A 14,155-nucleotide genomic window follows, 5' to 3' on the forward strand; every position below is an offset into this window, starting at 1 on the left:
ATATTTTAGTTGTATTTGGGAAACTAAAAATAGCTTTTATTTTTATAAAATAGGTAGGAGTGGAATTTTGAAACTTAGAGATGATGTACGTAACATAGCAATCATTGCCCACGTTGACCATGGGAAAACGACGTTGGTTGACCAATTGTTAAAACAATCTGGAACATTTCGTTCTAATGAGCACGTGGAAGAACGTGCCATGGACTCTGGTGATATAGAAAGAGAACGCGGAATCACCATCCTTGCGAAAAATACCGCGATTCAATATAAAGATACAAGAATTAATATTTTGGATACACCGGGACACGCAGACTTTGGCGGTGAAGTAGAACGAATCATGAAAATGGTTGATGGTGTTTTGCTTGTAGTCGATGCATATGAAGGCTGTATGCCGCAAACACGTTTTGTTCTTAAAAAGGCATTAGAGCAAAAGATAACTCCGATCGTCGTGGTAAATAAAATTGATCGTGATTTTGCCAGACCCGCTGAAGTAGTAGATGAAGTCATTGATTTGTTTATTGAACTTGATGCCTCAGAAGATCAGCTTGAATTTCCTGTTATTTATGCATCAGGTATCAACGGTACTGCAAGTATGAATCCGGAAAAACAAGATGAGAATATGCAATGTCTATATGATGCCATCGTTGAATATATCCCTGCACCAATTGATAATCAAGACGAACCGCTGCAATTCCAGGTAGCTCTGCTTGATTATAATGATTATGTGGGTAGAATCGGGATTGGCCGTGTTTTCCGTGGAAAAATGCATGTTGGCCAACAGGTTGCCTTAATGAAGTTAGACGGCAGTGTTAAACAATTCCGTGTGACCAAGATATTTGGTTTCTTCGGGTTAAAGCGTCAGGAAGTACAAGAAGCACAAGCTGGGGATTTAATTGCAGTTTCAGGCATGGAAGATATAAATGTCGGTGAGACAGTTTGCCCAATTGAGCATCAAGAAGCATTACCAATTTTACGAATTGACGAACCAACACTACAAATGACATTTGCCGTAAATAATAGTCCATTTGCTGGAAGAGAAGGAAAATATTTAACTTCAAGAAAAATTGAAGAGAGACTTCTTGCTCAATTGCATACAGATGTTAGTTTACGGGTTGAAAACACGGATTCCCCGGATGCTTGGATTGTTTCCGGTCGTGGAGAACTCCATTTATCGATCTTGATTGAAAATATGCGCCGTGAAGGCTACGAGCTTCAGGTTTCTAAACCAGAAGTAATTGTGAAAGTAATTGACGGAGTACGCTGTGAGCCTGTGGAAAGAGTACAAATCGATGTTCCTGAAGAACATACAGGTTCTGTAATGGAATCCATTGGTGCTCGTAAAGGCGAGATGCTTGATATGATTAATAATGGATCAGGTCAAGTTCGGTTAATATTCAATGTACCTGCACGCGGCTTAATTGGTTACACAACTGAATTCTTAACAATGACTCGCGGATATGGGATTATTAATCATACCTTTGACAGCTATCAGCCGATGCTTGCTGGACAGGTTGGCGGAAGACACCAAGGTGTTCTTGTCTCAATGGAATCCGGAAAAGCTTCCACATATGGTATAATGCAAGTAGAGGACCGTGGAACCATTTTCGTTGAACCGGGTACGGAAATTTATGAGGGAATGATTGTTGGCGAAAACACTCGTGAAAATGACATCACTGTCAATATTACGAAAGTGAAGCAGGCGACAAATGTCCGTTCGGCCAATAAAGATCAAACGTCAGTCATTAAAAAGCCGCGCATCATGACATTGGAAGAGTCATTAGAATATTTAAATGATGACGAATATTGTGAGGTAACTCCTGAATCTATTCGGTTACGAAAGAAAATTCTTGATAAGAATGAACGTGAAAAAGCGGCGAAAAAGAAAAAATACGCTGAAATGAGTTAAGTAATGAGGTGCACGCTGTGGAAGATTTAAGATCCTTCTCCCCGAGTTTAAGGTTTTTTATTGAGCTTACAAAAGATGTAGAAACTGGTGTACTGCTGCAATATGTTTTTATTGTTATTTTGTCGGTGATTGTATACAGGTTAGGGTTTGCAAAAAAATTACCTCTTTTGAAAAACATTGTTATTTATATCAGTCTTTGCATTGGATGTTTAATCATGTTGTTTTTCTCCTATGCATTACCAATTGCCGAAGGGTTGGGTGTGGCAGCTTTAATATTAATTGTATATAAAATTCGTCTGCACCAATCGAAAAAGCAAGAGGCTGAAGTAAAGTAAAGGAGGTAAGGGAATGAAATCCTTACAAGATGCACTTTATAATTGGCTTACCATTAAGGTTGTTTGTGATGCCCGCCCTGATGATGTAGCAGCAAAAGAAACACGGGAGTTTTTTGAAGAGATGTTAACAGCGCAGCATCAAGTATCAAACATCAATATCACAACAGATGCCGTGATGTATTACCTTTCCTATGAGCAAGGTGATGAGACGAAAAAAGTCCGATATCCTCGTGAATTAATTGAAATTATGCTGGATCAAATAAACAAAGAACCTGAAAAGTATGAAGACTATCCATTTGAAGATTAAAAAAAGTGCTGGCCTGTTTTTTTAAGGTCAGCACTTTTTTTATATCCAGCTCCAGGGCACTTACGCTTTACTATTTACCAATCATCATTATCAGATTTTGTCCGGAAAAGCTTAAAATTTCCTGATTCAATTCGGGCATTTGTCTTATCCGTTATTCTGGCATGGCAGGAATTACACATATATGTATGAATAGGACGATTGCGAAGACGCTTTGCTGTTAACGATTCATCTTCAATCGCTTCAATTTTATCGCAAATTACACACTTTACTCTCATTAAGCACCTCTTCATTTCTTTCTTAAAACAGTAGTTTGTATTATAGTATACCATGAGTGAACACCTGGAGTTAATCAATTGGTTAGAGTTGATGAAAAAAAGGGATAGTAGTAATATGAGATTATCTGTTTTTAAACAGAAAGTAGGAAAAGTAAAGGGGTTGTAATGTTGGCAAATCAAGTGGAACCTAAACTTATTAAGCCATTATATGATGCGATGCAAAAAGAGCGTTTTGTAACGTTGGCATCCATTGATTATGAGACAGGGGGACCAAATGTTAGTGCGATTTCCTGGGTACTAGCTAAAGATGACAGCACGATTTATTTTGCAGTAGATAATCGCTCCCGTATTTTAGAAAATATTTATAAGAATAACAAGGTAATCATTAATTTGATTGCGAATGAATCTACATATTCCATTCAAGGTGAAGCAGCGGTCAAAGAAGAACGACTGCAAGATGTTCCGTTAAAGCTTGCGCTTGTAAAGGTTACCATCCATGAAGTAAGGGATGTTATGTTCTACGGATCGAAAATTGTCACAGAAGTACAGTATGACAAAACCTATGATAAAAATGCGGCAGAAAAATTGGACAGACAAGTGATGGAAGCAATGAAAAAAGCTTAGTGTAAACTAAGCTTTTTTTCTTTATAGTTAAATGGAAATTTTTCTATTTATGATGATTAGACTGGTCTTCTTGTTCTTTGTTTAATTTCTTTTGTTCATCGGCCGGAAGTTTTTTATCTGGTTTTTCGGTCGCATTTTTAGGGCTTGGTGTTATGAGATCTCCAGGAATTTCAGGCATTAGACGCCCTGCAACATCGGCTAACTCCTCCATAATTCCCTGTATTGGTCTGCCCTTTTTGATATCTGCTTGGATTTCTTTTAACCGCTCGGTCGTATCCGCATCTGCTACTACTACTGCATTAGCGCCATAAGGGTCCTTTTTCAAGCTCTCCGCCACAGAATACTTAATCGAGCCTACCTGTGAACGGTCGATTTTTGCATTTACATCGATCCCGACAATGGCATAATTCCCTAAAACAACAGCAGTTGCATCGTTTACATTTGGTATGCTTGTGGCGAGAGTAACTAAACGCTTTGAAATTTCCTGACCCGATTTACGGTCGACACTTTCGATATAGCTGTTTTTTACATTTACTAATGAATTGTTTTCACTTTTAGCGATTTCTTTATGATTATTGGCATTACAACCTGCTAAAAATAAACATATTAGCATCATAAAAATAATATTTTTCATTTAAACCCTCCTCCAAGAAGATTAGTTAGTGTCGTCATTAACAATTATTGTGCGAAACGTCTTCTATCTTTATTCCAATAAACATATATTTTACCAAAGTTCAATCTAGCAAAAGGGTTGTTGAAATGATAACTAACCTGACACCAACGGAAGCAGGAGGCGTAGCTTTGAGTAAAATATACGTGTTAGATACAAATGTTTTATTACAAGACCCGTATTCCATTTTTTCCTTTGAAGATAATGAAGTTGTTATTCCGGCAGTAGTTCTAGAAGAAGTGGACTCAAAGAAAAGATATATGGATGAAGTAGGAAGAAATGCAAGACATGTATCAAGGCTAATTGATGGCCTAAGGGCATCAGGTAAGCTTCATGAAAAAATCCCGCTTGAAGGCGGGGGTACCATTCGTATTGAATTAAACCATCGATCGTTTCATGAACTTCAAGATATTTTTATTGAAAAAACCAATGATAATCGCATTCTTGCGGTCGCAAAAAATTTATTCTTAGAGGAACAAGCAAAGGAAAATGGGAAGCCGGTCATCATTGTTAGTAAGGATGCATTAGTCAGAGTAAAAGCAGATGCAATCGGATTGACTGCGGAAGATTTTTTGAATGATCGTGTGGTAGAAGTGGAACATATATATACCGGATTTTTTGAGCTCCACCTGCCAATTGAATTATTAGGACGGTTTTATGAGAAGGGAGAATTATCGCTTTCAGAAGTGGCTAATCATCCGTTTTATCCAAATCAATACTTGTTGATGAAGGATATACTTGGAAGTTCTGCCTCGGCAATAGGAATGGTTGATAAAACGAGTAAGAAGGTAAAAAAATTAACGTTAAATCAAGAGCATGTTTGGGGCATTCATCCAAGAAATGTCCAACAAACCATGGCTATTGAATTATTATTGCGTAAGGATATTCCGCTGGTTACTTTAACCGGGAAAGCAGGGACAGGCAAGACCTTGCTTGCTCTTGCTGCCGGATTAATGCACACGGAGGATTTAAGAGAATATAAGAAGCTTTTAGTCGCGAGACCGATCGTCCCAGTTGGGAAGGACTTAGGTTTTTTGCCAGGTGAAAAACAGGAAAAGCTTAGACCTTGGATGCAGCCAATATACGATAACCTGGAATATCTTTTTAATACAAAGAAGCCTGGTGAACTTGATGCCATATTAGCCGGTATGGGTTCGATTGAGGTAGAAGCATTGACTTATATTCGCGGCAGGAGCTTGCCAAAACAGTTTATTATTATCGATGAAGCACAAAATTTAACGAAGCATGAAGTGAAAACGATCTTAACCAGGGTAGGAGAAGGAAGTAAAATCGTGTTAATGGGCGACCCGGAACAGATTGATCATCCATATCTTGACGCCTATAACAATGGGTTAACCTACGTCGTTGAGAAATTCAAGGATCAAGATATATCCGGGCATGTAAAACTATTAAAAGGGGAGCGGTCCGGACTGGCTAGACTTGCGGCAGATTTATTATAAGAAAAGTGAAGGCGTCTCGCCGCTAGGGCGCTGGAGCTGGACATTTCTCAATGTCGATATTAATTCTGATAGTATAAATAAACGGGTGCCGTTTGGCGCCCGTTTATTTCACAGTAAAGCCTATTACATGTTTAATTGGGTTTTCCTGATTTGAACCATCACCTTTATAGATATGAACGGGGCCATCAGATGATAACGGCTGACCATTCGTTGAAAATCCTAAAATGAGACCGAAAGCCTTTTCAAGAGGAAACTCATAGTCGCCATTTGTCGTGTGGACGACCAATGTCTCTGCATGACTTTCCGGCTCGGCATTCGCTAAAAAAGGCTTAAAAGGTATTCCAAAAGTACCAGTCAACACCTTTTCTTTTTCAAATTTCTTCTCGCTTTTTAATGTTGGAGGAAAAACAGCTCCCTCCATTATTTCGCGATCCCAATGCTTTGAAACAGCCTTCGTATATGCCTCCACTGAATCTGAATTTTCCATTTCCTTTAAAAAGTAAGTAGTTAAATCAATACGGCGATCATCAAAAATCCAGACACCAGGATCCAGTGTAATCGGAAATTTCACTTTTCCAGATATAATCAAAATATTTTCCATCTTCCATACCCCCTAAAGTCTAACACAGATTTAAGTATAGCTTTTTTTAAATAGAATGTCATAAAGTGCACTCCTATTTGTTATTATCCTTCATTGTTCTTGCAATTTTTGCTGGTAAACGGTAAAATTTATAGATAAGTTGAATTATCGCTCTGAAATGGGGGGATCAATGTTGGCGTCTGAAATGATCGTGAATCATCAGGAAAAAGCCTTTGCTTTATTGCAGGCTGACGCTGAAAAAATATTAAAGCTTATCAAAGTGCAAATGGATAATCTCACGATGCCTCAATGCCCTCTTTATGAAGAGGTATTGGATACACAAATGTTTGGCCTATCAAGGGAAATAGACTTTGCTGTTCGATTAGGCTTAATAGATGGCAAGGATGGAAAAGCGATTTTAGCTCAATTAGAAAAAGAATTATCGGCACTACATGATGCATCCTTGAAAAAATAATGGATTAAAAACTCAAACAATTCATAGGGATTGTTTGGGTTTTTTATTATCCGTTATTGTCTCTATATTCGAACTATTCATTATTAAAATCTTGTAACAAATTTTCTTTTACCCAAGTCATATCATTCATTTTCTATTATAATAGAGTGGAATATATCAATTTTGAAAATGAGGACGGCTTAAATGGTTAAAAAAATAGTGAAATCATATGATTATACCTTAATCATCGCTGTTATCCTGTTGTGTGGCTTTGGTCTTGTGATGGTATACAGTGCCAGCATGGCATGGGCTGTCCAGAGATATGGTTTCCCGCCAGATTATTTTTATCAAAAACAAAAAATGTGGCTTCTCTTATTTTTCGGCATCTTTATTCTTTTTGCTATCGCCCCATATAAAATAATGCAATTTACAAAAGGGTTTCAGGTTCCCATGGTCATTGGGTCTCTTCTTTTGCTAATAGGATTATTTCCCTTTGGAATTATTGCCGGGGGTGCACAAAGCTGGTATGAATTTGGTACGTTTCGTTTACAGCCATCGGAATTTGTTAAACTGGCAGTAATTATTTATTTGTCAGCTGTTTACGCTAAAAAGCAGGCTTATATTAACCAATTTAATAAAGGCGTTCTGCCTCCATTAGTGTTTCTATTTATTGTATGTGGCTTAATTGTCATGCAACCGGATTATGGTGCGGCAATCATAATTGCTGCGATTGCCGGGATGATTATTCTTTCTTCAGGAATGAATTTTAAGAGTATTTCAAAACTGCTTATCATGGCTCTTATCGTTCTTTTACCAGTGATATTTGTTGCGAGAGATGCGATATTTTCAGAAAAGCGGATGAGCCGGATTACTGTCTTGGAGAACCCATTCGCAGATGCACAAGAAGCTGGTTTTCACTTAGCAAATTCCTATATTGCAATCGGCTCTGGCGGTGTAAACGGACTCGGCTTAGGGAAAAGCATTCAAAAGCTTGGTTATTTACCCGAATCGCATACAGACTTTATTATGGCTGTTATTGCGGAGGAACTTGGTATTTGGGGAGTAGGATTCGTTATTCTTCTATTAGCCTATATTGTTTTACGAGGGATATATATCGGTCTGCAATGTAAGGATCCTTTTGGGAGCCTGCTTGCAATTGGAATTTCGAGTATGATAGGGATTCAATCCTTTATCAATTTAGCTGGTGTTTCCGGATTAATCCCATTAACAGGCGTTACGCTGCCATATGTAAGCTATGGTGGTTCTTCCTTGTTGATGCTTGCTGCTGCAACAGGAATACTTGTAAATGTTTCGATGTTTGTGAAGTTTGAAAAAAAATATAAAAACAAACACGACATAGAAAATAAAAAACAACAGTCGAACGATGGCAAGGTTTATTACATTTAATAAAAATGCGGGGGACAAGCTCCCCTGGCCTTTTTAAAATACATAGAATAGAAGGTGCTTTACGTGACAAGACAGATAAATAAAGTATTGGTTGCCAATCGGGGTGAGATTGCAATAAGGGTTTTTCGTGCTTGTACTGAACTGAATATTCGGACTGTTGCAATTTATTCAAAAGAAGATTCAGGCGCCTACCATCGCTATAAAGCGGATGAGGCCTATTTAGTGGGGGAAGGTAAGAAACCAATTGATGCATATTTGGACATTGAAGGCATCATTGCCATTGCCAAGAAAAGCGGTGTGAATGCCATTCATCCCGGCTATGGATTTTTGTCCGAAAATATTCATTTTGCCAGAAGATGTGAAGAAGAGGGAATTATTTTTATTGGTCCTTCGTCCACACACTTGGATATGTTTGGTGATAAGGTAAAGGCAAGAAAACAGGCTGAACTTGCCAATATCCCTGTCATACCGGGAAGTGATGGGCCTGTGAATGATGTGAATGATGTCGAGGAGTTTGCGGCTGTCCATGGATTCCCTATTATCATAAAGGCCTCACTTGGCGGCGGCGGCCGTGGGATGAGAATAGTACATACAAGTGAGGAAGTTCGAGAGGCATTTGACCGAGCGAAATCGGAGGCAAAAGCGGCATTTGGAAATGACGAGGTATATCTTGAAAAATTAATTGAAAAACCAAAACATATTGAGGTTCAGATCATAGGAGACAGCAGCAGGAATATCGTCCATCTTTATGATCGCGATTGTTCCGTTCAACGGCGCCATCAAAAAGTAGTCGAAGTTGCCCCAAGTGTGTCAATTTCTGAAGAATTACGAAAGCAGATTTGTGATGCCGCTGTAAAATTGATGAAAAATGTCAATTACTTAAATGCGGGTACAGTAGAATTTCTTGTCTCCGGTAATGATTTTTATTTTATTGAAGTAAATCCGCGCGTACAGGTTGAACACACGGTTACAGAATTAGTAACAGGTATTGATATCGTCCAAACACAAATATTAGTTGCCGAAGGCCATGAGTTACACGGGCCAATCATTAGTATTCCAGATCAAGAGAAAATTCAACTGAATGGATTTGCCATTCAGTCAAGGGTTACCACAGAGGATCCCCTCAACCAGTTCATGCCTGATACAGGAAAAATTATGGCCTATCGCTCCGGCGGCGGATTTGGCGTACGGCTTGATGCAGGGAATGGTTTTCAAGGAGCTGTGATTACACCTTACTATGACTCTTTGCTTGTGAAACTATCAACATGGGCATTGACGTTCGAACAGGCAGCTTCAAAAATGGTTCGAAATTTACAGGAATTTAGAATAAGAGGCATTAAAACAAATATTCCGTTTTTAGAAAATGTTGTTAAGCATGAGAAGTTTCGAAATGGTGAGTATGACACCTCATTTATTGATACTACACCGGAATTATTTATTTTCCCTGTAAGTAAAGACCGGGGAACAAAAATGCTAAATTACATTGGCACAGTAACGGTAAATGGATTCCCGGGCATCGATAAAAAGAAACGACCTGTATTCTCTAAGCCTAGAATTCCAACGATACAATACAATTTCCCATATCAAGATGGTACGAAACAAATTTTGGATAAATTTGGTGCGGATGGACTTGTCCAATGGGTGAAAAGTCAAAAACAGGTTTTATTAACGGATACCACCTTCAGGGATGCTCATCAGTCATTGTTAGCAACAAGAATGAGGACGACTGATATTTTGCATATTGCAGAGCCGACAGCCAAACTATTGCCGGATTTATTCTCTTTTGAGATGTGGGGCGGGGCAACTTTTGATGTTGCCTACCGGTTCTTAAAAGAGGATCCATGGGATCGATTATTGACATTACGTGAAAGAATTCCAAATGTCCTGTTCCAAATGTTGATCCGTGGGGCCAATGCGGTAGGATATAAAAACTATCCGGACAACTTAATTCGTGATTTTGTTAACCAATCAGCCGATGCAGGCATCGATGTCTTCCGAATTTTTGATAGTTTAAACTGGGTAAAGGGAATGGAAGTGGCAATTGATGCGGTGCGGCAGACAGGAAAAATAGCTGAAGCAGCCATTTGTTATACGGGGGATATTTTAGATCCAGCAAGGTCTAAATATAATCTTGAATATTATAAAAATCTTGCTAAAGAGCTGGAAAAGCAAGGTGCCCATATATTAGGGATCAAGGATATGGCCGGGTTATTGAAACCGGAGGCAGCCTATCGTTTAGTGTCTGAATTAAAAGAAGCAGTAGATATCCCAATTCATCTTCATACACATGATACAAGTGGAAATGGAATATTTACTTATGCGCGCGCTATTGAAGGCGGTGTTGATATCGTTGATACTGCATTAAGCACAATGGCCGGCTTAACTTCTCAGCCTAGTGCAAATTCATTATATTACGCACTAGAAGGCACTGAGCGTAAGCCGAAAGTCAACATCGACGCACTTGAGAAATTGTCGTATTACTGGGAAGATGTCAGGAAGTACTATCAGGACTTTGAAAGCGGAATGATATCCCCGCATACGGAAATCTATCAGCATGAAATGCCTGGCGGACAATATAGCAATTTGCAGCAGCAGGCTAAGGCTGTTGGGCTTGGCGAGCAGTGGGAAGATGTAAAAGATATGTATGCCCGAGTAAATAACATGTTCGGCGATATTGTCAAAGTGACACCTTCTTCAAAGGTTGTCGGTGATATGGCGCTATTCATGGTTCAAAATGAGTTAACCGAAGAAGACGTGTTAGTAAAGGGGCAAGGACTCGATTTTCCTGATTCTGTTGTTGAATTATTTGAAGGATATTTAGGTCAGCCATACGGCGGGTTTCCAGAGGAGCTTCAAAATGTAATTTTAAAAGGGAAAAAACCTTTAGAGGCCCGCCCTGGAGAATTGCTTGAGGAAGTGGATTTCAGCAAGCTGCAGAAAGAGCTTTTTGAAGAGCTTGGCAGACAAGTGACAACACATGAGATTATTTCCTATGCTTTATATCCGAAAGTTTTTATGGAATATATGAAAACAGTGGAAATGTACGGGAATATTTCAATGCTAGATACACCAACATTCCTATATGGAATGCGGCTCGGGGAAGAAATCGAAATCGAAATTGAAACTGGCAAAACACTGATTGTAAAGCTTGTTTCAATTGGACAGCCTCAGGCAGATGGTACTAGAGTTGTCTATTTTGAGTTAAATGGTCAGCCGCGGGAAGTTGTTATAAAGGATGATAGTATCAAATCCACGGTCATTTCAAGATTAAAAGCGGATCCTAAAAATGAACAACACATTTCCGCAACTATGCCGGGAACAGTCATAAAAGTAGTGGTTGAAAAAGGGGAGAAGGTTGAACGCGGTGATCATTTAATGATTACGGAAGCGATGAAGATGGAAACAACCGTTCAGGCTCCTTTCTCTGGCATTGTGAAAGATATCTATGTATCTAGCGGGGACTCCATCCTGACAGGTGATCTATTACTTGAATTGACAAAATCATAGGAAAAAAAGCTGCCCGCGATCCAAAAATCGCAGGCAGCTTTTTTACTAATGCTTTCGTTTTGTTCTTGAATATAACAACAGAAAATAACTTAGAACGCCAAACAGGCAGGTGATAAAGAAGGCATGAAGCAAAGCGATATACAGGTTAAGTCTGCTAAAGATGACAAAAGCACCGGCAATTACTTGCAGGGAAACGAGAATAAAGGATATCGTCCATCCCCAATACAGTACCCTTTGATCTTTATAATGCCGAAGAGCTAAATAAAAAACATAAGCAATCCAAATAAAGATAAGACCTGCAGCAGCGCGGTGCCCCATTTGGACCCATTCATAGATGTTAGCAGGTAATGAAGGGGCATCATTAAGGCATAAAGGCCAATCGCGGCAAATGAGGCTTGCCTTCATATGACGAACTAACGCACCAGTGTAAATAACGAGGTAGCTATAAATTGAAACACCGATGATATGGAAGCCCATCCGCTTATCAATGTAAAGTTTTTCTGCATCAAACTTTTTATCGATTTCAAAAATAAGCAATGTCAATAAAAATACCGCTGCAAAAGAAACGAGCGAAATCCCAAAATGCAAGGCAAGTACAAAGCTTGATTGTCCCCATTTTACGGCAGCTGCCCCGATCAAACCTTGTAATAATAAAAAGAAAAAGGAAAGCATTGAAAGAAATTTGGTTTCCCTGATATGACCGATTGCCTTCCATGACCAGATTGAAAGGACGAGTACCATGATGCCACCTGCACCGGAGACTAGTCGATGGGAAAGTTCAATAATCAATTCAGGGGTTATTTCCGAAGGAAGCAATTTCCCGTTGCATAATGGCCATGAGCGCCCGCAGCCCATTCCGGAGCCAGTCTTTGTTACTAATGCTCCGCCTAGCAAAATAAATATCATTCCAATTGTAGTTGCAACCGCAAACCACTTCAAAGAACGTCGCAAAAAATTCACCTCTTAAAAAGTTCAAACATTTGTCTATGGATAATCCTGACAGTATAATGAATGAAAAGTAACTAGATTTAAAAGTCCTTATTTATCATAACGAATAAAATCAAAAAAGAACAGAATTTCAGCATAGATTTTTAGATAACTTTTTGTAAATATAAATAGCTGATGAATAATAAATATTTTTCACTATTATTATAGTGAAAACAGTTGAAACTTCTGTTTGAGTCTGTTAGAAATAGATATGAAGACTATTTATTTAGAATCATTATTTTTTAAAAGTAATAAAAAATATGGGAAATTAAGGCTAATTCCTCTCGTGTTTTTCAACGTTCAATGAATTGATTACAGGATTGCAATACTAGGATGTTGAAAAACGAACAATTATTAAAGATAATATAGAGGCTGTCACAATTTAGTCAAAAATTATTCAAAAAAAGTTCACAAAAATACCATAAAGTGTGATTTAATATACAGAGAAAGTGTTTTAAAAATCACTGCTTCTTTTGATTAATTAATTATTACTCATCTATTTCTTCGAACCATTTAATTTTTAACTTCAATATATAGATAACTTTAAATAATTTAGTATTGATATTCCTCGATTGGTGAATATTTGTTAGTAAGGATTAGGAGGAGAAATATATGTCTAACTCAAAGGCTTATGGAGAAGCTGCCATGGAGAATGGTGCTGCAAGCCTGCATTCAACAATTGAACAGACCTCGGTATGGAAAGACTTCATGGCCCTGATTAAAATTGGAATTGTTAATTCTAATCTAATTACCACCTTTACTGGACTATGGCTGGCGCTTCATTTTTCTGGCCAAAGCTTTCTCGGTAATATAGATATTGTTTTATTTACCGTGGCAGGTTCTTCCCTGATTATTGCCGGTTCATGTGCCATCAATAATTATGTTGATCGTGATATTGATCATTTGATGGAGAGGACGAAAGCAAGACCTACCGTTACAGGGAAAATACAGCCAGTAAAAGTCCTTCTTCTAGGTATTTTCCTTATTGGAATGGGAACACTGTTTTTATTCTTTACAACCATGACTGCAACAGTAATTGGACTGCTTGGAGTTTTTAGTTATGTTTTCCTTTATACACTCTGGTCCAAGCGTCAATTGGTTTCCAATACAATTATCGGAAGTATTTCAGGCGCGGTTCCGCCATTAATCGGCTGGGCAGCGGTTGATGCTAATCTTGATATAATGGCTTGGGCGTTATTTGTCCTAATGTTTGTTTGGCAGCCTCCGCATTTTTATGCACTTGCAATGAGAAGAGTGAAAGAATACCGTGCTGCGGGTGTTCCAATGCTGCCAGTTGTGAAAGGCTTCAAAACAACGAAAAACCATATTTTGATCTGGGTGGCCTTGCTCTTGCCTATCCCATTTTTTCTCACCAAACTAGGAATCCCATTTCTAATTTTAGCCAGCATTTTAAATATAGGCTGGCTTGCATTAGGGATTTATGGATATAGGATCAAAGATGACATTAAGTGGGCAAAGCTAATGTTTGTTTATTCTTTGCAATATTTAACTATTATTTTTGTAGCAATGGTTATTGTGACACTAATTTAGTTTTGTAAACGATTCTTTCCGCAGGTAAGTGGGAAGAGTCATCCTACATACTTCTTTGGCCAAACAAAATTTTTAAAATTTATTAGTGAAAG

Annotated in this window: 13 protein-coding genes; 9 read left to right on the plus strand and 4 right to left on the minus strand. The window is 38.4% G+C overall.

Annotated elements, in window-relative coordinates; translation table 11 throughout:
• Positions 1 to 67: 67 nt before the first annotated feature.
• From typA to ACO1D1_RS00535, 3 genes are read left to right on the plus strand one after another with little or no spacing between them, the layout of a single operon-like run.
• Positions 68 to 1,906 (plus strand): translational GTPase TypA, encoded by a 1,839-nt coding sequence (gene typA, locus ACO1D1_RS00525; RefSeq protein ID WP_149869457.1) that lies wholly within the window; start codon positions 68 to 70, stop codon positions 1,904 to 1,906.
• Between the two features lie 17 nt (positions 1,907 to 1,923).
• Positions 1,924 to 2,241 carry a YlaH-like family protein gene (locus ACO1D1_RS00530; RefSeq protein WP_190284852.1) on the plus strand — a complete coding sequence of 106 codons (318 nt, stop codon included), beginning with the start codon at positions 1,924 to 1,926 and terminating at the stop codon, positions 2,239 to 2,241.
• A 13-nt stretch (positions 2,242 to 2,254) separates the two neighbouring features.
• Positions 2,255 to 2,548, plus strand: a complete 294-nt coding sequence (locus ACO1D1_RS00535) for a hypothetical protein (protein ID WP_423334589.1) — start codon at positions 2,255 to 2,257, stop codon at positions 2,546 to 2,548.
• 74 nt (positions 2,549 to 2,622) lie between these two features.
• On the opposite strand, the gene ACO1D1_RS00540 is transcribed toward ACO1D1_RS00535, so the two are convergent.
• Positions 2,623 to 2,823, minus strand: a complete 201-nt coding sequence (locus ACO1D1_RS00540) for a YlaI family protein (RefSeq protein WP_149869459.1) — start codon at positions 2,821 to 2,823, stop codon at positions 2,623 to 2,625.
• Positions 2,824 to 2,991: 168 nt separating this feature from the next.
• Between ACO1D1_RS00540 and ACO1D1_RS00545 the strand changes: the two genes are divergently transcribed.
• Positions 2,992 to 3,447: a pyridoxamine 5'-phosphate oxidase family protein gene (locus ACO1D1_RS00545; protein WP_149869460.1), complete on the plus strand. Its 456-nt coding sequence runs from the start codon at positions 2,992 to 2,994 to the stop codon at positions 3,445 to 3,447.
• Between the two features lie 43 nt (positions 3,448 to 3,490).
• Here the strand turns inward: ACO1D1_RS00545 and ACO1D1_RS00550 are convergent, their stop codons facing one another.
• On the minus strand, positions 3,491 to 4,081 hold the full coding sequence (locus ACO1D1_RS00550) for a YhcN/YlaJ family sporulation lipoprotein (RefSeq protein WP_149869461.1): 591 nt from the start codon (positions 4,079 to 4,081) through the stop codon (positions 3,491 to 3,493).
• A gap of 125 nt (positions 4,082 to 4,206) precedes the next feature.
• Here ACO1D1_RS00550 and ACO1D1_RS00555 point away from each other — a divergent pair, with 125 nt between their 5' ends.
• A complete protein-coding gene (locus tag ACO1D1_RS00555; protein WP_423334590.1) occupies positions 4,207 to 5,577 on the plus strand; it encodes a PhoH family protein in 1,371 nt (456 codons plus the stop codon).
• Between the two features lie 103 nt (positions 5,578 to 5,680).
• On the opposite strand, the gene ACO1D1_RS00560 is transcribed toward ACO1D1_RS00555, so the two are convergent.
• A complete protein-coding gene (locus ACO1D1_RS00560; protein ID WP_149869463.1) occupies positions 5,681 to 6,178 on the minus strand; it encodes a peptidyl-prolyl cis-trans isomerase in 498 nt (165 codons plus the stop codon).
• A 172-nt stretch (positions 6,179 to 6,350) separates the two neighbouring features.
• Here ACO1D1_RS00560 and ACO1D1_RS00565 point away from each other — a divergent pair, with 172 nt between their 5' ends.
• The 3 genes from ACO1D1_RS00565 to pyc all read left to right on the plus strand — a co-directional run bounded on the left by ACO1D1_RS00565 (position 6,351) and on the right by pyc (position 11,525).
• The gene (locus tag ACO1D1_RS00565) at positions 6,351 to 6,632 is read left to right on the plus strand and encodes a YlaN family protein (protein ID WP_149869464.1); all 282 of its coding nucleotides are present in this window, start codon (positions 6,351 to 6,353) and stop codon (positions 6,630 to 6,632) included.
• Between the two features lie 183 nt (positions 6,633 to 6,815).
• Entirely contained in the window at positions 6,816 to 8,018 is a 1,203-nt protein-coding gene (locus tag ACO1D1_RS00570; protein WP_149869465.1) for an FtsW/RodA/SpoVE family cell cycle protein, read from the plus strand.
• A 63-nt stretch (positions 8,019 to 8,081) separates the two neighbouring features.
• Positions 8,082 to 11,525, plus strand: coding sequence for a pyruvate carboxylase (gene pyc, locus ACO1D1_RS00575; protein ID WP_149869466.1), 3,444 nt, complete (start codon positions 8,082 to 8,084; stop codon positions 11,523 to 11,525).
• Positions 11,526 to 11,570: 45 nt separating this feature from the next.
• On the opposite strand, the gene ACO1D1_RS00580 is transcribed toward pyc, so the two are convergent.
• Positions 11,571 to 12,476 (minus strand): COX15/CtaA family protein, encoded by a 906-nt coding sequence (locus ACO1D1_RS00580; protein WP_149869467.1) that lies wholly within the window; start codon positions 12,474 to 12,476, stop codon positions 11,571 to 11,573.
• 648 nt (positions 12,477 to 13,124) lie between these two features.
• Between ACO1D1_RS00580 and cyoE the strand changes: the two genes are divergently transcribed.
• The gene (gene cyoE, locus ACO1D1_RS00585; protein ID WP_149869468.1) at positions 13,125 to 14,063 is read left to right on the plus strand and encodes a heme o synthase; all 939 of its coding nucleotides are present in this window, start codon (positions 13,125 to 13,127) and stop codon (positions 14,061 to 14,063) included.
• The last annotated feature ends 92 nt before the right edge of the window (positions 14,064 to 14,155 follow it).

Origin of the sequence: Neobacillus sp. 19 (assembly GCF_049463095.1) — a bacterium.
Classification (GTDB): Bacteria; Bacillota; Bacilli; order Bacillales; family Cytobacillaceae; genus Neobacillus.

Excerpts from the sequence above, each read along its gene's own strand:
- ACO1D1_RS00535 (WP_423334589.1), top strand. The coding sequence starts at position 2,255 with ATGAAATCCTTACAAGATGCACTTTATAATTGGCTTACCATTAAGGTT.
- cyoE (WP_149869468.1), top strand. The coding sequence starts at position 13,125 with ATGTCTAACTCAAAGGCTTATGGAGAAGCTGCCATGGAGAATGGTGCT.
- ACO1D1_RS00555 (WP_423334590.1), top strand. The coding sequence starts at position 4,207 with ATGATAACTAACCTGACACCAACGGAAGCAGGAGGCGTAGCTTTGAGT.
- ACO1D1_RS00560 (WP_149869463.1), bottom strand. The coding sequence starts at position 6,178 with ATGGAAAATATTTTGATTATATCTGGAAAAGTGAAATTTCCGATTACA.
- ACO1D1_RS00550 (WP_149869461.1), bottom strand. The coding sequence starts at position 4,081 with ATGAAAAATATTATTTTTATGATGCTAATATGTTTATTTTTAGCAGGT.
- ACO1D1_RS00540 (WP_149869459.1), bottom strand. The coding sequence starts at position 2,823 with ATGAGAGTAAAGTGTGTAATTTGCGATAAAATTGAAGCGATTGAAGAT.
- ACO1D1_RS00570 (WP_149869465.1), top strand. The coding sequence starts at position 6,816 with ATGGTTAAAAAAATAGTGAAATCATATGATTATACCTTAATCATCGCT.